This is a genomic window from Mycobacterium sp. 852002-51961_SCH5331710 (assembly GCF_001665535.1).
In the GTDB taxonomy this organism is placed as follows: Bacteria; Actinomycetota; Actinomycetes; order Mycobacteriales; family Mycobacteriaceae; genus Mycobacterium.
In genome coordinates, this window is the sequence record NZ_LZSQ01000053.1 from 20,200 (window position 1) to 40,726 (window position 20,527).

Below are 20,527 nucleotides of genomic sequence, written 5' to 3' on the forward strand. Positions count from 1 at the left end.
TTTGCTCCGTTCTCGGGGGAAGGGATGTTCGGCGCGTCGTCTTCGTGGCGAAGAGGTGAAATACGTTGTCACGGCGGACTTCCCACCCCTTGGCTCAGCGTTGCTCTCAGTGAGCCGGATCATACTAACTAGAACACGTTCGGAGTGTCAAAGCTCCGAAAATGGAGTCACAAATGTGATTTTTGTGCTGGTCAGGGCAAGTGTGACGCAGCTCATTCTAGAACGTGTTCTAGTCGAGCTCGGCCGTAACGAACGAGACCGTCAGTCTTGCTGATTCATCAGCGCGGTGGCCGAGAAACACTTCTGCGGATCGCGTCCAGCAAAGTACTCCTGGAGGGTCGCGGACAGCTTCGAAGGGTCCCAGGCATCGGCTTCGGCGCTGAATTGCGCCTCGACCGTCGGCGCTGCCACCAGTGTCACGGTAGGACCGTAGACGATGAAGAGCTGACCGTTGACCGCTTCGGCTGCCGGGGAGGCCAGGAAGCGCACCAGGTTCACGACGTGGTCGGGTGACAACGGGTCGATCTGGCCTTCGCTCAATTCCGGTGCTTCGCCGAACACGTCCGCGGTCATCGCGGTGCGGGCACGGGGCGCGATGGCGTTGGCCCGCACACCGTAGCGTTCCAGGGCCCGGGCCATCGACAGCGTCAACGCGGTGATGCCGGCCTTGGCGGCGCCGTAGTTGGCCTGCCCGACCGGCCCCACCAGCCCGGCTTCCGACGAGGTGTTGATGACGCGGCCGTAGACCTGGCCGTTGTTGTCCTTCGCTTTCGCGCGCCAGTACGTGGCGGCGTTGCGGGTCAGCAGGAAGTGCCCGCGAAGGTGCACGGCGATCACCGCATCCCAGTCCTCGTCGGACATGTTGAACAGCATGCGGTCGCGGGTGATGCCGGCGTTGTTGACGACGATGCCGAGGCCTCCGAGTCCGTCGGCCGTTTCGACCAGTTCGTCGGCGGTCGAGCGCTCGCTGATGTCGCCCGCCACCGCGACGCCCTTGGCGCCCGCTGCGGAGATCTCGTCGAGCACGTCGGACTTGTCGAGCGCGGCGGCGATGTCGTTCACGACGATGGTCGCCCCGGCCCGGGCCAGGCCGATGGCCTCCGCGCGTCCCAGCCCTGCCGCCGCGCCGGTTACCACCGCCACGCGCCCGGACAGGTCGTTGGGGTCTGTACTCATGCCACTCCTCGGATGCCCACGGGCGTCGTCAATTTATGAATACCTCTAGTCTCGCCGAAGCAGCGCCGCTCGCGGGCACTCCGCGATGGACTGCTCGGCCAGATCCTCCTGGTCGGCGGGCACCGGATCGAGTTTGACCACCGCATAGTCGTCGTCGTCGAGATCGAACAGGTCGGGCGCGATTCCCACGCAAACGGCGTTGCCCTCGCACCGGTCCCGGTCCACTTCCACCCTCATCACAACCTCCTCGCGGTCAAAGCTGCTCCGAGCCCAGTGTGGCACCGGCCTGGACCCCAAGACTAGAACGTGTTACAACCGGGAGGGAATCGGGGCTGACTCCCGGTATGCCACTTCGTGCCTCTAGAGAAGTTAGGACAAGGCGATGCGGATCGGCTACACCCCAGAGCAGGAAGAGCTGCGTCGCGAGCTGCGCTCCTACTTCACCAAGCTCATGACGCCCGAGCGCGCCGAGGCGCTGGCATCCAACGACGGCGAGATGGGCCGCGGCAATGTGTACCGCGAGACCGTCGCGCAGATGGGCAAGGACGGCTGGCTCACGCTGTCCTGGCCCAAGGAGTTCGGCGGCCAGGAGCGCCCGCCCATCGACGGTTTGATCTTCAACGACGAGGCCGCGATCGCGAACGTGCCGGTGCCGTTCCTGACGATCAACAGCGTCGCGCCGACGATCATGCACTTCGGCAGCGACGAGCAGAAGAAGTTCTTCCTGCCCAAGATCGCCGCCGGCGAACTGCACTTCTCGATCGGCTACTCCGAGCCCGGCGCCGGCACCGACCTGGCATCGCTGCGCACCACCGCGGTTCGCGACGGCGACGACTATGTGATCAACGGCCAGAAGATGTGGACGAGCCTGATCGCCTACGCCGACTATGTGTGGCTGGCCGCGCGCACCAATCCCGAGGCCAAAAAGCACCGCGGGATCTCGATGCTGATCGTCCCCACCACGGCCGAGGGGTTCTCCTGGACGCCGGTCCACACGATGGCGGGGGTGGACACCAGCGCCACCTACTACCAGGACGTTCGGGTGCCGGTCACCAACCTCGTCGGCGAGGAGAACGCCGGGTGGAAGCTGGTGACCAACCAGCTCAACCACGAGCGCGTGGCACTCGTATCGGCCCAGCCGATCTTCCTGGCGCTCAACGGGGTTCGCGAGTGGGCTCAGAACACCAAGGACGTGCACGGCAACCGGTTGATCGACTCGGAGTGGGTGCAGCTCAACCTGGCCCGGGTGCACGCCAAGGCCGAAGTGCTCAAGCTGATCAACTGGGAACTGGCGTCCTCCGACGAGGCCGCGCCCTCCCCCGCCGACGCATCGGCGGCCAAGGTGTACGGGACCGAATTGGCGACGGAGGCCTATCGCCTGCTGATGGAGGTGCTCGGCACGGCGGCCACGCTGCGTCCCGGTTCGCCGGGCGCGCTGCTGCGCGGACGGATCGAACGGATGCACCGCAGCTGCCTGATCCTCACCTTCGGCGGCGGCACCAACGAAATTCAACGCGACATCATCGGCATGGTCGCGTTGGGCCTGCCCCGAGTGAATCGATAGGAAGACTCACCATGGACTTCAAGACAACCGAAGCGTCCGAAGACCTCGGCGGCCTGGTGCGCACCATCGTCGATTCGGTCGTGACCCCCGAACGCCAGCGGGAACTGGACGGCCTCGATCAACGGTTCGACAAATCGCTGTGGGGAAAGCTGATCGAGGCCGACGTGCTGTCGGCTGCCGCTCCCGAGTCGGTGGGCGGCGGCGGATTCGGCGTGCTCGAACAGGTGGCCATCCTGGTCGCACTCGGCAGGCAGTTGTCCGCGGTGCCCTACCTCGAATCGGTCGTGCTGGGCGCCGGCGCGCTGGCCAAGTTCGGCCCGGACGCGCTGCAGCAGGAGTGGGCGGTGCCCGCGATCAAGGGCGACAAGGTGCTCACCGTCGCGCTCGACGGCGAGATGGGTCAGGGTCCGGTGCAGGCTCAGTCGAGCGACGGTGGCTACCGGCTCACCGGGTCGCGCACGCAGGTTCCGTACGGTCCCGTGGCCGACGCATTCCTGATCCCGGCCGAAACAGATTCGGGCGTCAAGGTTTTCCTGGTCGCCGCGGCGGACCCCGGCGTGACGGTCGAGTCGTTGAGCACCACCGGTCACGGCAGCATCGGACACCTCGAACTGCAGGGCACCGAGGTCGACGCTGGCCGCGTGGTCGGCGACGATTCTGCTGTCGCCTGGCTGATCACCCGGGCGACGCTGGGCCGCAGTGCCTTTCAGCTCGGGGTGCTAGACCGCGCGCTCGAGCTCACCGCGGCATATGCCCGTGAACGCGAGCAGTTCGACCGGCCGATCGGCAGTTTCCAGGCGGTGTCGTCGCGACTGGCCGACGGCTACATCGACGTCAAGGCGCTTCGACTCACGCTGACGCAGGCGGCCTGGCGGTTGTCCGAAGATCTTCCCGCGGACATCGACGTCAACACCGCGGCGTTCTGGGCCGCCGAAGCGGGGCACCGCGTCGCGCACACCACGGTGCACGTTCACGGTGGTGTCGGTATCGACACCGACCACCCCGTGCACCGGTATTTCCTGGCGGCCAAGCAGACCGAGTTCGCGGTCGGCGGCACGACGGGGCAACTGCTGCGCATCGGCCGGGAGTTGGCCGATACGCCCGCGTGATGTGAACAAGCTGCCCACGGTCGCCGAGTTGCTGGCGCCGCTGGTCGACGTCGACGACCGCGGGGTGCTCTTCGAGGAGACGTTCACCCCCTGGCGCGACCATCTTCGCGATGCCGCGGCGATCGCCGCCGCGCTGCGCGCCCGTCTCGATCCCCAACGCCCTCCGCACGTCGGGGTGCTGCTGCAGAACACACCGTTCTTCTCGGCGGTGCTGGCGGCCGCGGGTCTGACGGGGATCGTGCCGGTAGGCCTCAATCCGGTGCGCCGCGGAGCCGCGCTTGCGAGGGATATCGCCCACGCCGATTGCCAACTGGTGCTTGCCGATTCGGGCGCGCGAGAGGTGATCGAGGGGATCGACCACGTCGACGTTGATTCGCCGCAGTGGGCGGACGAGGTGGCGGCGTTCGCCGACGAGCCCGTCGTGGTGCGCGAGGCCGATCCGGCCGACCTGTTCATGCTCATCTACACATCGGGCACCAGCGGAGACCCGAAGGCCGTCAAGTGCAGCCACGGCAAGGTGGCGGTGGCCGGCGTGACGATGACGCAGCGCTTCGATCTCGGAACCAGCGATGTCTGTTACGTGTCGATGCCGCTGTTCCACTCCAACGCGGTACTGGTCGGGTGGGCCGTGGCGCTGGCCTCGCGGAGTTCTCTTGCGTTGCGTCGCAAGTTCTCCGCCTCGCAGTTCCTGCCCGATGTCCGGCGCTTCGGCGCGACGTATGCGAACTACGTGGGGAAGCCGTTGTCGTATGTCCTTGCCACACCGGAGCTTCCGGACGACGCGGAAAACCCGCTGCGGGCGGTGTACGGCAACGAGGGCGCACCGGCCGACGTCGAACGGTTCGCCAAGCGTTTCGGCACGGTGGTGATGGATGGCTTCGGCTCGACCGAGGGCGGGATCGCGATCGCCCGCACGCCGGACACTCCCCCGGGCTCGCTGGGGCCGCTGCCGCCGGGCACCGAGATCGTCGACGTCGACACTGGTGAACCGTGTCCGCCCGGTGTGACCGGCGAGCTCGTGAACACCTCGGACGCAGGGCGTTTCGAGGGGTACTACAACGACCCGGAGGCCGACGCAGAGCGGATGCGCGGCGGCGTGTACCACAGCGGGGACCTGGCGTACCGCGATGAGAACGGTTACGCGTACTTCGCGGGCAGGCTCGGCGACTGGATGCGGGTGGACGGCGAGAACCTCGGCTCGGCGCCTATCGAGCGTGTACTGCTGCGACATCCGGATGTGGTCGAGGTCGCGGTCTACGGGATACCCGCGCCCGATGTCGGCGACCAGGTCATGGCGGCGTTGACCCTCACCGAGGGTGCACTTTTCGACGTCGACGCGTTCCGCGAATTTCTCGCGTCGCAACCCGATCTCGGCCCGAAGCAGTGGCCGTCGTACGTGCGTGTGAGCACGGCGCTACCCCGCACCGAGACGTTCAAGGTGATCAAGCGGCGGCTCTCGGCCGAAGGCACCGACTGCGCGGACCCGGTGTACCCGATCCCGCGCTAACGCTGCTTGACCTCCGGTCACAGATCGCGACCACCAGCGCAGTAATTGATGTCCTCCGCTATGGACACGAATACCCCATTCGATGTACATTGCGATGGACATGAAATCGCGCAAGTACGACATGAGCACCCGCGAGGCAGCCAAACTCGGCACCCGCGACGCGATCATCGACGCTTGCGTGCAGGCATGTATGGCGCAACGCTCGTTCGGGGTCACGCTCGCTGCCGTGGCCGAACGGGCTGGGGTCACGGTCAAGACGGTGTTACGACACTTCGGCAGTCGTGACGACCTGCTCGACGCGGCGTTTCAGCGCGCGTACGACGAAGCGATCGCCGAACGGACGTCGCCGCCGGGAGACATCGATTCCGCACTCGACGCCCTCATCGCACATTACGAGCGGCTCGGCGACGTGGTGCTCGCCATGCTCGCCCAGGAGGACAGTGACGCGCGAGCCCGGCGGATGAATGCCACGGGCCGCCTGACACACCGGGCGTGGGTGGAAGAGGTGTTCGACGAGCACCTCCCCTCCGATCACGACACGCGTTCTCGGGTCGTCGACGCGTTGGTGGTCGCCACCGACGTGTACTGCTGGAAGATCCTGCGGCGCGATCGCAAGTTGTCCGTGCCCGACGTGCGCGATCGCATTCTGCTCCTGACCGAGGCGGTGCTGGCCCATGAAACTTCTCTTCGCCATCGCTGACGGCGGCGGTAACGTCCCGCCCCAGCTGCGGGTCGCATGCGCCCTTCGCGCGCGGGGCGCGCAAATCCTCGTGGTCGGCCATCCCGGCGTGCGGAAATACGCTGAGCAGGAAGGCCTCTCATTTGAGCAGTTCGGTCGGGGACATGACATGAACTCCACGACCCAGCGGCCGCTCGCCTCGATGATGATCGACTTCGTTCGGGTGATGGGAGATCCCCGGATCGGCGAAGCCGTCGTCGACGCGGCGCGCCGACACGGCAGCGATGCGGTGGTCGTCGACATGCTTTTCGGAGCCGGAACCGCCGAAATCGTGAAGTCGGGACTGCCGACAGTGGTTTTCGTGCACTGCTTCTACAGGGCCGTCCAAGACTTCATGGCCAGCCCCGCCGGACGGTTACTGAAGCTGCGAGGCGTCGCACCGCATCCCACCGAGGATGAGAGCGTGTTGCAGATCGTCAGTGCCGACGCGCATCTCGATCCCGCACACGGTCGCCCGTCGGTCCGGCACGTCGGCGTGGTGTGGCAGGGCACGCCGAAACAGTCGCAACCGGCCGAGGTGCCACGAATCCTGGTGAGCCTCAGCACATGTGCGTTCGCCGGACAGCGACGCATGCTCCAGCGCATCGTCGATGCGCTTGCGCCGCTGCCGGTCGAGGCGATCGTCACCACCGGCCCCGGCATCGACGCCTCACGCCTGCGGATTCCGCCGAATGCCCGAGTCCACAGTTGGCTCGACCATGACGAGGTGCTCGCCGACGCATCGGCGGTCGTGGGCCACGGGGGGCACAGCACCACCATGCGGGCGCTGTCGTTCGGCGTCCCGGTGGTGGTGATGCCGGCCAATCCCTTCATCGACCAGAAACGCGTCGGGAAAGCGGTGGCACGCGCGGGTGCGGGTCGGCTGCTCGGCAAACACGCACGGCCCAAACGCATTCGAGCCGCGGTGACGTCGGTGCTCGCCGAGCCCCACTACCGGCAGGCCGCCACCGAAATCGGCGATCGGATCCGCCGGCGCGACGGCGCGGTCGTCGCCGCCGACGTCGTCGAGCAGTTCGTCGGCCTACGGGCGGGACATTCCAATACTGACGATCGCGGCATTCCCACTCGCCAGAGCTAGGCGAACTTCTGACCGCCCGTCCCGAAGGTGGGGAGAGTCAGTCGCCGCGGATGCCGTCGAGGCGGCGCGTGGCCTCCTCGAAGCCCTGCACCAACTCGCCGATGATGTCGGCGACCGGGCGGATCTCGTTCATCCGGCCGACGATCTGCCCCACCGGCATCGCCACGGTGTCGGGGTTGTCCGATTCGTTCATGCGCTGATGCGCCTCGCTGACGAGGATGTTCTGCAGCGGCATCGGCAACGGCTCGGGCGCGTCGGGGGCATCCCACGCCTCGGTCCACTTCGTCTTGAGCAGGCGAGCGGGCTTACCGGTGTAGATCCGGCGGCGCACGGTGTCGGCCGAGGTGGCCCGCAGCAGCCCCTCCTGAATCGTCGAGATGCCGCCGGGCTTGCGATGGCCGAGGTCGTACTCGGCCGACGTCAAGAATGCCGAACCCATCCACACACCGGATGCGCCGAGCGCCAGCGCCGCGGCCACCTGCCTGCCGGTGCCGATACCGCCGGCGGCCAGCACGGGGGCCTTACCGCCAAGCGCGTCAACGATCTCCGGCCACAGCACCATCGAGCCGATCTCGCCGGTATGCCCGCCGGCCTCATGCCCCTGGGCGACGACGATGTCGACACCGTTGTCCACGTGGCGCTGAGCGTGTTTGGCGCTGCCGGCCAGGGCCGCGACGGGAACTCCAGCGGCGTGCACCTGGTCGATGACGTCCTTCGGCGGCGAGCCGAGGGCGTTCGCGATCAGCTTGATCGGGTGCTTGAGCGCGACCTCGACGTGCGAGCGCGCCACCGAGTGCAGCCATCCGAGCACGCCCTCGTTGCGCGCCTCATCTTCGGGAAGCGGCGGAACACCGAGGTCGGCAAGGGTCTTGTCGACGAAGTCCCGGTGGCTCTGCGGAATCAACTTGTTGATGTCGACCGCTGTGCCCTCCTGCGGCACCTTGGCGGGCATCACCACGTCGACGCCGTACGGCTTGCCGTCGGTGTTCTCATCCATCCAGCACAACACGTCTTCGAGATCGTCGGCCGAGTTGAACCGCACGCAGCCCAGCACGCCGAGCCCGCCGGCCTTGCTGACCGCAGCGGCGACCTTCTCCGACGGCGTGAAGACGAAGATCGGGTACTCGATGCCGAACCGATCGCAGAGTTCGGTGCGCATCCCGGTCACGACGCCGACCCCACGTGGTTGGCATGCACCTCGTCGGCGGCGCGCTCTTCGGTGATGTCCTTGGCCCACCGGTAGTCCGGCTTGCCGGCCGGCGTGCGGTGGATGTCGTCGACCCACCAGATCTTGCGCGGCACTTTGTATCCGGCGATCTCACGGCGCACGAACGTGTCGAGTTCGGCCAGCGTCGGGTTGGTGCCCGGGCGGCGGTGCACAACCGCCGCGACGCACTGGCCGTAGCGCTCGTCGGGAACGCCGACCACCAGGGCGTCGAACACGTCGGGGTGCCCCTTGAGCGCGGCCTCGACCTCTTCGGGGTAGATCTTCTCGCCGCCGCTGTTGATCGACTGCGAGCCGCGGCCGAGCATGGTGACGGTGCCGTCGGGCTCGACCTCCGCGTAGTCGCCGGGGATGGCGTAGCGAATTCCGTTGAACGTCTTGAACGTTTCGGCCGTCTTCTTCTCGTCCTTGTAGTAGCCGACCGGGATGTTGCCCTTCTTCGCGATCAACCCGCGCACACCCGAGCCGGGTTTGACCTCGTTGCCGTTCTCGTCGAGGACGACGGTGCGGTGGTCGATCGTCACCCGCGGACCGCCGGTGTGCGACTGGCCCTTTGCGACGATGCTGGTGCCGCCGAAACCGGTCTCCGAGGATCCGATCGAGTCGGTGATCACCCGGTTGGGCAGCAGTTCGAGGAACTTCTCCTTGATGCTGGTCGAGAACAACGCGGCCGTGCTCGCGAGCAGGAACAGCGAGGACAGGTCGGGCTCGTGACCGGCATCGTGCAGTTTGGTCAGCGCGTCGAGCAGCGGACGGGCCATCGCGTCACCGGTGAAGAACAGCAGGTTCACCTTGTGCTTCTCGATGGTCTGCCACACCTCGTCGGCGTCGAATTCCGGTGCCAGCACGGTGGTTTGACCGGAGAACAGCGACATCCAGGTCGCCGACTGGGTGGCGCCGTGGATCATCGGCGGGATCGGGTATCGGATCATCGGCGGGTTCTCCGCTGCCGCCTTGCTCAGGTCGTACTCGTCCTTGACGAACTCTCCGGTGGCAAAGTCGGTGCCGCCGAACAACACCCGGTAGATGTCCTCGTGGCGCCACATCACGCCCTTGGGGAAGCCGGTGGTGCCGCCGGTGTACAGCAGATAGATGTCGTCCTCGCTGCGCGGTCCGAAATCACGTTCCGGTGAACCCTGTTCGAGGGCGGAGTAGAACTCGACGCCGCCGTAGCGCTCGAAGTCGTCGTCGCTGCCGTCCTCGATCACCAGGACGGTCTTGACCGCGGGGGTCTCGGGAAGCACGTTCGCGACGCGGTCGGCGTAGCGGCGCTCGTGCACCACCGCGACCATGTCGGAGTTTTCGAACAGGTACTTCAGCTCGCCCTCGACGTAGCGGAAGTTGACGTTGACCAGGATGGCCCCGGCCTTGACGATGCCCAGCATCGCAACGACGATCTCGTTGCGGTTGCGGCAGTAAAGGCCGACCTTGTCGTCCTTCTTGACGCCCTGGTCGAGCAGGTAGTGGGCCAACCGGTTGGCCTGCTCCTCCAGTTGGGCATACGTCAGCTGGTCGTCGCCGCAGATGAGGGCGACACGGTCTGGCACAGCGTCGATGGCGTGCTCGGCTAGATCAGCGATGTTCAGGGCCACGGAACCTAAACTAGAACGTGTTACATTTCCAGACAAGTCTGTGGCATCGACGCTGGAAGGCGAACCCCTGTGAGTGATCCCCAGAAGGGCCCCGACGCCCTCATTGAGCAGCGCGGACACACCCTGATCGTGACGCTGAACCGGCCGGAGGCGCGCAACGCGCTCTCGACCGAGATGCTCTCGATCATGGTCGAGGCCTGGGACCGCGTGGACAACGATCCCGAGATCCGCACCTGCATCCTCACCGGCGCCGGCGGCTACTTCTGTGCGGGTATGGACCTCAAGGCCGCGACGGCCAAACCACCGGGCGACTCGTTCAAGGACGGCAGCTACGACCCGTCGCGCATCGACGCGCTGCTGAAGGGCCGACGGCTGACGAAGCCGCTGATCGCCGCGGTCGAGGGCCCGGCGATCGCCGGTGGCACCGAGATCCTGCAGGGCACCGACATCCGCATCGCAGGCGAGAGCGCCAAGTTCGGCATCTCCGAGGCCAAGTGGAGCCTGTACCCGATGGGCGGCTCGGCGGTGCGCCTGGTGCGCCAGATTCCGTACACCATTGCGTGCGATCTGCTGTTGACCGGACGCCACATCACCGCCGCGGAGGCCAAGGAGTACGGGCTGATCGGTTACGTGGTGCCGGACGGAACCGCGTTGGACAAGGCGTTGGAGATCGCCGAGGTGATCAACAACAACGGCCCGCTCGCCGTGCAGGCGATCCTGAAGACCATCCGCGAGACCGAGGGCATGCACGAGAACGAGGCGTTCAAGCCCGATACCGCCAACGGCATCCCGGTGTTCCTCAGCGACGACGCCAAGGAGGGGCCCCGGGCGTTCAAGGAGAAGCGGGCCCCGAACTTCCAGATGAAGTAGTCCGGCCCGGCGCCGAACGTGCATTCAGATCGACAAATCGGCCGGAAATTCGATCTCAGCGCACATTCGGCGAGCTTGTCTGTGGTCGTCTGCAGACTGCGGCCATGGCAGGACCATTCATCGGCAGCGAAGCGGTCGCGGCCGGTCGGCTGAGGAAGTACGACCTACTCACCCGCTTCATCCGCGTATATCCGGGTGTCTATATCGCACCGGAGACCGAGCTCTCGGCGCCGCTGCGCGCGAAGGCGGCGTGGTTGTGGAGCAGGCGACGCGGCGTCGTCGCCGGACAATCGGCGGCTTCGCTGCACGGCGCCCAGTGGGTCGACGCGAACCGGCCTGCCGAGCTTCTCTGGCCCAACCGGCGCCCGCCGAGCGGAATCCGCGCTTGGTCAGACGTCGTGACCGACGATGAAGTGACGGTCATCGACGGCATCACGGTCACGACGCCCCCACGCACCGCGCTCGACCTGGCGTGCCGGTATCCACTCGGTAAGGCGGTCGCGGCGGTGGACGCGTTGGCGAAAGCGACACATTTGTCGCTCCCGGATGTTGTGGCGCTCGCCGAGCGATACCGCGGCCGTCGCGGAATCCGCCAAGTCGGCAAAATTGTCCAACTGGTCGATGCCGGCGCCGAGTCCCCGAAAGAGACGTGGCTACGGCTGCTTGTCGTCCGGCACGGGTTTCCGCCTCCGTCGACTCAGATCCCCGTCTACAACGAGTACGGCGTGCTCGTCGCAGTAATCGACATGGGGTGGGAGGCGTTGAAGTTGGGATTGGACTATGAAGGCGAGCACCACCGCGGTCCCGTCCGCTTCAACAAGGACATTCGCCGGTACGACGAGATCACGCGACTCGGGTGGACCGACATCCGCGTCACGTCGCTGGACACCGAAGCCGTGATCATCGCGCGCTTGACGACCGAATGGAATCGCCGAACGTGCAATCAGATCGAAAAGTCGGCCTGAAAGTCGATCTCAGCGCACGTTCGGCGCAATGGGATTAGAGCACTTTCGCCGATGGCGTGAACACCACCGGCATCTGCTCCAGGCCACTCACGAAATTCGCCGGGCGCAACGGCAATTCGCCGTCCGACGCCAGGCGCAGGTCCGGAAGGCGCTGCAGCAGCTTGGTCTGCATGATCGACAGCTCGAGCCGCGCGAGTTGGTTCCCCAGGCAGAAGTGGGTGCCGAAGCCGAACGCCAGGTGGTTGTTCGGATAGCGCTCGATGTCGAACGACTCGGGATTCTCGAAAACCGCCTCGTCGAAGTTGGCCGACTCGAACAACAGGATCATCTTCTCGCCCTCCTTGAGGGCGGTCCCGTGGAACGCGGTGTCGGCGGTGACGGTCCGCGCCATGTTCTTCACCGGCGCCGTCCACCGCAGCATCTCCTCGATCGCGTTGGGCAACAAGGACAGATCGGCCGCGAGCCGCCGGTGCTGATCGGGGTGCAGCAGCAACTGCCGCGTGCCGCCGGACAGCGTGTGCCGAGTGGTCTCGTCGCCGCCGATCAACAGAAGTAGCACCTCGGTGACGATCTGATGGTCTTCGAGCTTGCTGCCCTCGACCTCCGAGTGCACCAGCACACTGACCAGATCGTCGGTCGGCTCCTCTTTGCGGGCCGCGATCATGCCCATCATGTACTCGCTGTAGGCCGCGAACGCGTCCATGGTGACCTGGAATTGCTCGGGATCCGCGGTGCTGCTCAGGAAGCTGACCAGGTCGTCGGACCACTTGAGGAACATCTCGCGTTCCTCGGGACGCACGCCGAGCATGTCGCCGATGACGGCCATCGGCAGCGGCGCCGCGATGTCCCAGACGAAGTCGCACTCGCCGCGCTCACACACGTTGTCGATCAGCGTGTCGCACAGGTTCGCGATCGAGCCCTCGAGGTCCTTCACCCGCTTGCGGGTGAAGCCGGCGTTGACGAGCTTGCGCCGCAACAGGTGCTGCGGGTCGTCCATCTCGATCATCATCTCGACGCCCGGCTGGTCGGGTCGGATGCCGCCGGCGTTGGAGAACAACTCCGGGTTGCGCTCGGCCTCGATCACCGCGGCATAGGTTGCGGCGGCGGCCAATCCGTTGCGGTCGCGGAAGACCGGCTCGTTCTCGCGCATCCACTTGTAGACCGACCGCGAGTCGCCGGCGTAGAAGGCGCCGTCGGTGAGGTCGACGTCGGGTTTGGTCTGCGGTGCCGTAACAGTCACGATCGAAGCTCCTCTGCATCCGCGAACGACATCTCCACGTTCGCAGCCGAACTGGAGAACAACGCGCGTTTGGGAAAGCCTAGCGAGGCCAGTTCCTTCGCATAGGGATGTTCGCCGAGCCGGACCCGGGCGCCGCCCGGCCGGTAGCGCACGTCGCTCAGCCTCATCTCGCCGACGGTCCGGCGCAGCACCCCGTCGCGGTACGAGTAGGTGGGGTGCGCCTGCGGCTTGGACGTGAACGCCGCGGGGGCCGCGAGCCCGGGCCGGAAATCCATGCCGACCGCGAACTGGCCGTCGATGCTGACGTCGAACGAGTAGGTGTGCCCGTCGCGAATCGTGAACTCCGACATGACCTTCGGATAACCCCAGATCTTGGTCCCCGCCTCGAGGGTGAAGGCCTGGTCGACCGGCAGGTGGTGGATGAACGCGCCCGCCGACTGCAGGGCTCGCGGCCCGGACGCATCCGACCCCGGCGGGTTCACCATGACGTTGGTGCCGTACTCGTAGTACTGGCCGAGGTCGCCGTCCTCGTAGCGCATCAGCATCAGCACCACGATCGCGCGTCCCGGCAGGAACCGGCAGACCCTCAGCCCGCTGTAGTCGATCATTCGTTGGGCGGCGTCGGCGTTCACCGAGAACATCGCCATGTGCTGGTGCGCTTTGCGGATTTTCACCGGCATGGTGAGCACCGTGCCCGCGATGGTGTGCTGGGTCATCGCGTCAATCTAGAACGCTGAGTAGACAACAAGCAAGGAAGTGTCTACCCGATCAGACCAGCGCGGCGAGATCCCGGATCTGCTCGGGTGAACGCGCGCCGACGACCATCATCGTCACGCCCGCGGCTTCCCATGCCTTGATCTGTTCCTGCACGTAACCGAGGTCGCCGACGATGGCAGAGTCGTCGACCAACTCGTCGGGGATGATGTTGGCCGCTCGCTCTTTGCCGTCCTTTTGTCCAGAGCGGAACAGCTTCGTCACGTCGTCGACCACTTCCGCATAACCCATGCGGCGGTACACGTCGGCGTGGAAGTTGGTGTCCTCGGCACCCATTCCGCCGATGTACAGCGCCAGGTGCGGCTTCATCAGCTCCATCATCTCGGCGCGGTCGTCGGTGACGACCACCTGCGCCGTCGCGCAGATCTCGAAGTCCTCGCGGCTGCGGCGGGCGCCGGGCCGGGCGAACCCCTCGTCGAGCCACTCGTTGTACATGTCGGCGATGCGCGGCGAGTAGAAGATCGGCAGCCAGCCGTCGCAGATCTCGGCGGCCAGCGCGACGTTCTTCGGTCCTTCCGCGCCGAGCATGACCGGGATGTCGGCCCGCAGCGGATGCGTGATCGGCTTGAGATTCTTGCCCAGACCCGTCGTCCCCTCGCCCGTCAACGGCAGGGGGTAGTGCGGGCCGTCGCTGCGCACGGGCGCCTCGCGCGCCCACACCTGACGCAGGATGTCGATGTACTCACGGGTGCGCGCCAGCGGCTTGGGGAACCGCTGCCCGTACCAGCCCTCGACGACCTGCGGTCCGGACACGCCCAGCCCGAGGATGTGCCGTCCGCCGGAGAGGTGGTCGAGCGTCAGCGCTGCCATCGCGCACGCGGTCGGGGTGCGCGCCGACAACTGGATCACCGAGGTGCCAAGCCGCATGCGCTTGGTCTCACGGCCCCACCAGGCCAGCGGCGTGTAGGCGTCCGAGCCCCAGGCCTCCGCGGTGAACACCGTGTCGAAGCCGGCCTCTTCGGCGGCGGCGACCAGTTCCGCGTGGTTCTCGGGCGGTTGCGCGCCCCAATAACCCAATTGCAGTCCGAGCTTCATTCGCAGACCTCATAACGGTGTCTTGAAACCATTCTTAGAACCTGTTCTACTCGATGCCGTGACCACCAGCCAAAGCAGCCCGGTGCAGATCGATCCGCATGAGCCGCCGCTCTCAGCGCCGCTGAAGCTCTCATTCGACTACACCCGTTCAGTCGGACCACTCCTGTCCCAGTTCTTCACCGCCCTGCGCGAGCGACGTCTCGTCGGAGTGCGCGGTTCGGACGGGCGGGTGCACGTGCCGCCGGCCGAGTTCGATCCCGTGACCTACGAGCGATTGACGGAAATCGTACCGGTGGCCCCGGTCGGGACCGTCGTTTCGTGGACCTGGCAGCCGGCCCCACTGGAGGGACAACCGCTGGACCGGCCCTTCGCGTGGGCGCTGATCAAACTCGATGGCGCCGACACCCCGCTGCTGCACGCCGTCGACGCCGACTCCCCGGAGAAGATCAGCACCGGCGCACGGGTGCACGCGCACTGGGTCGACGAACCGGTCGGCGCCATCACCGACATCGCCTACTTCGCGCTCGGCGAGGACGCCGAACCGGAGGGGCAGCCCGACGACCGCGATCCGGTCACCGTTCAGGTCACACCGTCGTCGATCGAGATCCAGCACACCGCATCGCTTCCCGAAAGCACGTTCCTGCGTGCGCTCGAAGAGGGCAAGCTGCTCGGTGCCCGGACCAAGCGCGGCCGCGACGGCAAGCCCGGCAAGGTGTACTTCCCGCCGAAGGAAGCCGACCCCGCCACTGGCCTCGAGCTCGACGAGTTCATCGAGCTGCCGGACAAGGGCACCGTCACCACGTTCGCGGTGATCAACATCCCGTTCGCCGGGCAGCGCATCAAACCGCCGTACGTCGCCGCCTACGTGCTGCTCGACGGCGCCGACATCGCCTTCCTGCACCTGGTGACCGAGATCGAGGCGTCCGAGGTCCGAATGGGAATGCGCGTCGAAGCGGTCTGGAAACCGCGCGAGGAGTGGGGCCTGGGCATCGACAACATTGACCACTTCCGGCCGACGGGTGAGCCCGACGCCGATTACGACTCCTACAAGCACCACCTGTAAAGGGGCTCATCCTTCATGACTTCGGAAAACGGGGTAGCGGTCGTCGGCTTCGCGCACGCGCCACACGTGCGGCGCACCGACGGGACCACCAACGGCGTCGAGATGCTGATGCCGTGTTTCCACCGGCTTTACGACGAGCTCGGGCTGAAGCAGACCGATATCGGCTTCTGGTGCTCGGGTTCGTCGGATTACCTTGCCGGACGCGCATTCTCGTTCATCTCCGCGATCGACTCGATCGGCGCTGTGCCGCCGATCAACGAGTCGCACGTCGAGATGGACGCGGCGTGGGCACTCTACGAGGCGTACATCAAGATTCTCACCGGCGAGGTGGAGACCGCGCTGGTGTACGGCTTCGGCAAGTCGAGCGCGGGTGTGCTGCGCCGCGTGCTGGCGCTGCAGACCGACCCGTACAGCGTCGCCCCGCTGTGGCCGGACGCGGTGTCGATCGCGGGCTTGCAGGCTCGGTTCGGACTCGACGGCGGCAAGTGGACTGCCGAGCAGATGGCCCAGGTGGCGCTGGACTCGATGACGGCAGCGGGCCGCACCGACAGCGAAAAACCAGCCAAGTCAATCGACGAGCTGCTCGAGCGGCCGTACTTCGCGGATCCGTTGCGCCGCCATGACATCGCGCCGATCACCGACGGCGCTTCGGCGATCGTCCTGGCCGCCGGGGACCGGGCGCGCGAACTTCGCGAGAACCCCGCGTGGATCACCGGTATCGAGCATCGCATCGAGACGCCGATACTGGGCGCCCGCGATCTGACGACGTCGCCGTCCACCGCGGCGTCGGCCCAAGCGGCGACCGGCGGTGACACCGGATCGATCGACGTCGCCGAGATCCACGCCCCGTTCAGCCACCAGCAGCTGATCATCACCGAGGCGATCGGCTTGGGTGAAAAGACCAAGGTGAACCCGTCGGGCGGGGCGCTGTCCGCCAACCCGATGTTCTCCGCGGGTCTCGAGCGCATCGGCTTCGCCGCACAACACATCTTCGACGGGTCGGCGCAGCGGGTCCTGGCCCACGCGACGAGCGGGCCTGCGCTGCAACAGAATCTGGTGGCCGTTCTGGAGGGACGCAACTAATGGCATCCAACAAGAAACTGGCTGCGGTACTGGGCACCGGTCAGACGAAGTACGTCGCCAAGCGCCAGGACGTGTCGATGAACGGCCTGGTACGCGAGGCCATCGACAAGGCGCTGGCGGACGCGGGCGCGACGATGGACGACATCGACGCGGTGGTGGTCGGCAAGGCGCCCGACTTCTTCGAGGGCGTGATGATGCCCGAGCTGTTCATGGCCGACGCCGTCGGCGCGACGAACAAGCCGTTGATCCGCGTGCACACCGCCGGTTCGGTCGGCGGGTCGACCGCGGTCGTGGCCGCCAGCCTGGTGCAGTCAGGTAAGTACCGGCGCGTGCTGGCGATGGCGTGGGAGAAACAGTCCGAGTCGAACGCCATGTGGGCGTTGAGCATTCCGGTGCCGTTCACCAAACCCGTCGGCGCCGGCGCCGGTGGGTACTTCGCCCCGCACGTGCGCGCCTACATCCGCCGCTCCGGGGCGCCCAACCACATCGGTGCGATGGTGGCGGTCAAGGACCGGCTCAACGGCGCCAAGAACCCGCTGGCGCATCTGCATCAGCCCGACATCACCCTGGAGAAGGTGATGTCATCCCAGATGCTGTGGGACCCCATCCGATTCGACGAGACGTGCCCGTCGTCGGACGGTGCCTGCGCCCTGGTGATCGGCAACGAGGAGATCGCCGATCAGCGTCTCGCCGAAGGCAATCCGGTGGCCTGGATTCATGCGACGGCGCTGCGGACCGAACCGCTCGCATACTCGGGGCGTGACCAGGTCAATCCGCAGGCGGGCCGTGATGCCGCAGCGGCGTTGTGGAAGGCGGCCGGGATCAAGAGCCCCATCGACGAGATCGACGTCGCCGAGGTCTATGTGCCGTTCTCGTGGTTCGAGCCGATGTGGCTGGAGAACCTCGGTTTCGCGCCGGAAGGAGAAGGCTGGAAGCTGACCGAGGCGGGCGAAACGGCCATCGGCGGACGCATTCCGCTCAACGCGTCCGGCGGTGTGCTGTCGTCGAATCCGATCGGTGCCTCCGGCATGATCCGGTTCGCCGAAGCGGCGATCCAGGTGATGGGCAAGGCCGGCGACCACCAGGTCGAGGGCGCCCGCAAGGCGCTCGGCCACGCGTACGGCGGCGGTTCGCAGTACTACTCGATGTGGGTGGTCTCCAGCGACAAGCCGACGGCCTGACAATGTCCCGTATGCAGTACACCTGCGCGGTGCCGATGTGTCAGATCGACCAGCTGACCGAGATCGCGAAGACGGCCGAAGAGGTCGGCTTCACCTCGATCGCGTTGCCGGACTCCATCTTCTACATGGAGAAGCAGGCGGCGGACTACCCGTACACGCCGGACGGCTCGCGGATGTGGGACGAGAACACCCCCTGGGTCGATCCGCTGATCGCCGCAGGGGCGATGGGTGCGGTGACGTCGACGCTGCGCTTCTACACCAACGTGATGAAGCTGGGTTCGCGCAATCCGCTGCTGCTCGCGCGCCAGGTCGGCTCCGTGGCCAACCTCACCAACAACCGGTTCGGTTTCGGTGTCGGGATCGGTTGGGCCCCCGAGGAGTTCGAGTGGTGTGGCCAGCCGTACGCGCGCCGCGGCAAGAGGGTCGACGAGATGATCGAGGTGATCAAACTCGTGCTGGCCGGCGGCATGGTGGAGTTCCACGGCGAGTTCTACGACTTCGACAAGCTTCAGATGAGCCCGGCGCCCACCGAACCGGTCCCGTTCTACGTCGGCGGCCACACCGACGTCGCGCTCAAGCGCGCGGCACGCGTCGGCGATGGATGGACCAGCGCGATGATGACCGGTGAGCAGCTGGCCGAAACGATCGCCAAGTTGAAGGCGCTGCTCGCCGAATACGGCCGCGCCGACGACCCGTTCGAGTTCCAGGCCGTGTGCATCGACAAGTTCGGCGTCGACGGCCACCGTGAACTCGCCGAATCCGGCGTCACCGACAACATCGTGATGCCGTGGGTGTTCGAGGGGCTGGGCTTCGACGCACCGCTGCAACCCAAGCTCGACGCGATGAAGCGCTTCGCCGAAACTTACATCCACTCGGGCTGGCAGGACTGATCCCGATGACCGTCACCAATCCGGACGCTCCGGTGCACCTGGCGGGCAAGCGATCCCGCGAGGCGGCGATCGCCCACGACAAGCAGGCCTGGCTGGCCAACTTCGCCGACGATGCGATCGTCGAGGACCCCATCGGGCCCTCGCACTTCGACCCCGAGGGCAAAGGCCATCGCGGCAAGGAAGCCATCGCGAAGTTCTACGACATGGCGATCGCGCCCAGCGAGTTGCAGTTCAACTTCGAGAACACGTACCAGTGCGGTAACGAGGAGGCCAACGTCGGCCATATCGTCATCCGGTCCGCCGGTTACGAGGTGACGGCCGAGGGCGTGTTCACCTACCGCGTCAACGACGAGGGCAAGATCGTTGCGCTGAGGGCCTTCTGGGAACTGGACCGCGCAACCGCGAGCGCACGAAAGATCTAGCGGCCGAACCGGTCCGCGGCCGAGGCGGCGAGGCTCAACGTGAACCGTTTTGCCCGCCTGACAGCATCACCGAGCACGCGTTTGGGAACAGCCGCCCCGCGCAGATCGACCGCGTCGCCCACGCGCACCGCGCCCGCGGTGTCCACCCAGCAGTAGCTGCCCAGGCAGCGCTGTGCCCGCGCGGCGACGGCCTTGGTGATGCGGCGGTCGACCTCGAGGCCCGGCTGTCCGCGGCTCGGGACCACACAGCGGATCGTCGGCATCGTCACCTCCAGCACCGCGCCCCCCAGGGTGAGATGCCCACCGGTCCACTGCGCTTCAGGCAGCCCGTCGGACGGATCATCGAGCGCGAGAAGCACATTCGGCCGGAAGCGGCGTACGTCGAGAGGATCACCGCCCACGTCGGCGCCGACCGTCGCAAGACTCGTCATACTCAGCACGTGCACCGGCGCGAGGTCGACGAACATCCCCGGCGGCGTCGAGAAGCGAGCGAACATCGCGAGGTCGGCGATCCGGAACATCGAGACATCAGGCAGCTTCTCACCCTGATCGACGCCGAAGTCGGTGCGCAGCGAGGCGATCGACGCGTTGTCGCGTTCGTGCTTGCTCAGCCGGTGCAGGCTGGTGTCCTCGGCGGGCGGCAGCGCGGTCAGGCGCACCTCACGTCCCGCCAATTCCGACAGCTTGGCGTGCACCGCGTCGTCACCGCTGGGCAACTCGCTTCCGTCCGGGAAGGTGATCGCGACCTCGGGCACGTTTCCGGGACCGGCGTCCGCGGGCAGCGGGGCGACGTACCGCGCGGTGGCGTTGAGCAGCGCCGGGAGGCGGCGCGCCGACGCGGTCACGTCGCGCTCGAGATCGCGCACCGCCCACAATCGGTCGCCGGTGACTCCGCGCGGTCCGATGTCGACATGCTCGACGCGTTCGCCGCCCAACGACTTCACTGGATAGCGCCACAGTTCGGCGACCCGACCGATGGTCATGGCGCCACGCTACCGCTCACCTGATCGGCCA

General features: G+C 66.5%; 20 protein-coding genes. 12 read left to right on the forward strand and 8 right to left on the reverse strand.

Features of this window, described 5'->3' with window-relative positions; translation table 11 throughout:
• Nucleotides 1–261: 261 nt before the first annotated feature.
• Together A5752_RS08645 and A5752_RS08650 are read right to left on the reverse strand one after the other, a co-directional pair.
• Entirely contained in the window at nucleotides 262–1,176 is a 915-nt protein-coding gene (locus A5752_RS08645; RefSeq protein ID WP_067084290.1) for a 3-oxoacyl-ACP reductase, read from the reverse strand.
• Nucleotides 1,177–1,221: 45 nt separating this feature from the next.
• The gene (locus A5752_RS08650; RefSeq protein WP_064347982.1) at nucleotides 1,222–1,413 is read right to left on the reverse strand and encodes a ferredoxin; all 192 of its coding nucleotides are present in this window, start codon (nucleotides 1,411–1,413) and stop codon (nucleotides 1,222–1,224) included.
• Between the two features lie 145 nt (nucleotides 1,414–1,558).
• Between A5752_RS08650 and A5752_RS08655 the strand changes: the two genes are divergently transcribed.
• The 5 genes from A5752_RS08655 to A5752_RS08675 all read left to right on the forward strand — a co-directional run bounded on the left by A5752_RS08655 (nucleotide 1,559) and on the right by A5752_RS08675 (nucleotide 7,173).
• Nucleotides 1,559–2,740: an acyl-CoA dehydrogenase family protein gene (locus A5752_RS08655; protein ID WP_067084292.1), complete on the forward strand. Its 1,182-nt coding sequence runs from the start codon at nucleotides 1,559–1,561 to the stop codon at nucleotides 2,738–2,740.
• Between the two features lie 11 nt (nucleotides 2,741–2,751).
• A complete protein-coding gene (locus A5752_RS08660) occupies nucleotides 2,752–3,849 on the forward strand; it encodes an acyl-CoA dehydrogenase family protein (protein ID WP_067084294.1) in 1,098 nt (365 codons plus the stop codon).
• Between the two features lies 1 nt (nucleotide 3,850).
• Nucleotides 3,851–5,356 carry a long-chain-fatty-acid--CoA ligase FadD17 gene (gene fadD17, locus A5752_RS08665; protein ID WP_067084296.1) on the forward strand — a complete coding sequence of 502 codons (1,506 nt, stop codon included), beginning with the start codon at nucleotides 3,851–3,853 and terminating at the stop codon, nucleotides 5,354–5,356.
• 100 nt (nucleotides 5,357–5,456) lie between these two features.
• Nucleotides 5,457–6,056, forward strand: coding sequence for a TetR/AcrR family transcriptional regulator (locus tag A5752_RS08670; RefSeq protein ID WP_197500575.1), 600 nt, complete (start codon nucleotides 5,457–5,459; stop codon nucleotides 6,054–6,056).
• The gene (locus A5752_RS08675) at nucleotides 6,031–7,173 is read left to right on the forward strand and encodes a glycosyltransferase (protein WP_067084300.1); all 1,143 of its coding nucleotides are present in this window, start codon (nucleotides 6,031–6,033) and stop codon (nucleotides 7,171–7,173) included. The genes A5752_RS08670 and A5752_RS08675 overlap by 26 nt, the downstream gene beginning before the upstream one ends.
• Nucleotides 7,174–7,210: 37 nt before the next feature.
• On the opposite strand, the gene A5752_RS08680 is transcribed toward A5752_RS08675, so the two are convergent.
• Nucleotides 7,211–8,332 carry an NAD(P)H-dependent flavin oxidoreductase gene (locus A5752_RS08680; protein WP_067084486.1) on the reverse strand — a complete coding sequence of 374 codons (1,122 nt, stop codon included), beginning with the start codon at nucleotides 8,330–8,332 and terminating at the stop codon, nucleotides 7,211–7,213.
• A 5-nt stretch (nucleotides 8,333–8,337) separates the two neighbouring features.
• On the reverse strand, nucleotides 8,338–10,026 hold the full coding sequence (locus A5752_RS08685) for an acyl-CoA synthetase (protein ID WP_197500576.1): 1,689 nt from the start codon (nucleotides 10,024–10,026) through the stop codon (nucleotides 8,338–8,340).
• A 33-nt stretch (nucleotides 10,027–10,059) separates the two neighbouring features.
• Here A5752_RS08685 and A5752_RS08690 point away from each other — a divergent pair, with 33 nt between their 5' ends.
• Nucleotides 10,060–10,860 (forward strand): crotonase/enoyl-CoA hydratase family protein, encoded by an 801-nt coding sequence (locus A5752_RS08690; protein WP_067084305.1) that lies wholly within the window; start codon nucleotides 10,060–10,062, stop codon nucleotides 10,858–10,860.
• A gap of 104 nt (nucleotides 10,861–10,964) precedes the next feature.
• Nucleotides 10,965–11,825 (forward strand): type IV toxin-antitoxin system AbiEi family antitoxin, encoded by an 861-nt coding sequence (locus tag A5752_RS08695; RefSeq protein WP_067084307.1) that lies wholly within the window; start codon nucleotides 10,965–10,967, stop codon nucleotides 11,823–11,825.
• Nucleotides 11,826–11,859: 34 nt separating this feature from the next.
• Here A5752_RS08695 and A5752_RS08700 read toward each other — a convergent pair whose 3' ends face one another.
• Genes A5752_RS08700 through A5752_RS08710 form a run of 3 tightly spaced genes read right to left on the reverse strand, consistent with a single transcriptional unit; the run spans nucleotide 11,860 to nucleotide 14,874 of the window.
• Nucleotides 11,860–13,065 carry a cytochrome P450 gene (locus A5752_RS08700; RefSeq protein ID WP_067084309.1) on the reverse strand — a complete coding sequence of 402 codons (1,206 nt, stop codon included), beginning with the start codon at nucleotides 13,063–13,065 and terminating at the stop codon, nucleotides 11,860–11,862.
• Nucleotides 13,062–13,781 (reverse strand): acetoacetate decarboxylase family protein, encoded by a 720-nt coding sequence (locus tag A5752_RS08705; protein WP_067084311.1) that lies wholly within the window; start codon nucleotides 13,779–13,781, stop codon nucleotides 13,062–13,064. Before A5752_RS08705 ends, A5752_RS08700 begins: the two co-directional genes overlap by 4 nt.
• A gap of 52 nt (nucleotides 13,782–13,833) precedes the next feature.
• Nucleotides 13,834–14,874 carry an LLM class F420-dependent oxidoreductase gene (locus A5752_RS08710; protein ID WP_067084313.1) on the reverse strand — a complete coding sequence of 347 codons (1,041 nt, stop codon included), beginning with the start codon at nucleotides 14,872–14,874 and terminating at the stop codon, nucleotides 13,834–13,836.
• Nucleotides 14,875–14,932: 58 nt separating this feature from the next.
• Here A5752_RS08710 and A5752_RS08715 point away from each other — a divergent pair, with 58 nt between their 5' ends.
• From A5752_RS08715 to A5752_RS08735, 5 genes are read left to right on the forward strand one after another with little or no spacing between them, the layout of a single operon-like run.
• Nucleotides 14,933–15,937, forward strand: coding sequence for a Zn-ribbon domain-containing OB-fold protein (locus A5752_RS08715; protein ID WP_067084315.1), 1,005 nt, complete (start codon nucleotides 14,933–14,935; stop codon nucleotides 15,935–15,937).
• Between the two features lie 15 nt (nucleotides 15,938–15,952).
• On the forward strand, nucleotides 15,953–17,020 hold the full coding sequence (locus A5752_RS08720) for a thiolase family protein (protein WP_067084317.1): 1,068 nt from the start codon (nucleotides 15,953–15,955) through the stop codon (nucleotides 17,018–17,020).
• On the forward strand, nucleotides 17,020–18,201 hold the full coding sequence (locus tag A5752_RS08725; RefSeq protein ID WP_067084319.1) for a thiolase family protein: 1,182 nt from the start codon (nucleotides 17,020–17,022) through the stop codon (nucleotides 18,199–18,201). Before A5752_RS08720 ends, A5752_RS08725 begins: the two co-directional genes overlap by 1 nt.
• 11 nt (nucleotides 18,202–18,212) lie before the next feature.
• Nucleotides 18,213–19,091, forward strand: coding sequence for a TIGR03619 family F420-dependent LLM class oxidoreductase (locus tag A5752_RS08730; RefSeq protein WP_067084321.1), 879 nt, complete (start codon nucleotides 18,213–18,215; stop codon nucleotides 19,089–19,091).
• 5 nt (nucleotides 19,092–19,096) lie between these two features.
• Nucleotides 19,097–19,513: a nuclear transport factor 2 family protein gene (locus A5752_RS08735; protein ID WP_067084322.1), complete on the forward strand. Its 417-nt coding sequence runs from the start codon at nucleotides 19,097–19,099 to the stop codon at nucleotides 19,511–19,513.
• Here the strand turns inward: A5752_RS08735 and A5752_RS08740 are convergent.
• The gene (locus tag A5752_RS08740; protein ID WP_197500577.1) at nucleotides 19,510–20,496 is read right to left on the reverse strand and encodes an MOSC domain-containing protein; all 987 of its coding nucleotides are present in this window, start codon (nucleotides 20,494–20,496) and stop codon (nucleotides 19,510–19,512) included. The genes A5752_RS08735 and A5752_RS08740 overlap by 4 nt on opposite strands.
• Nucleotides 20,497–20,527 lie beyond the last annotated feature (31 nt).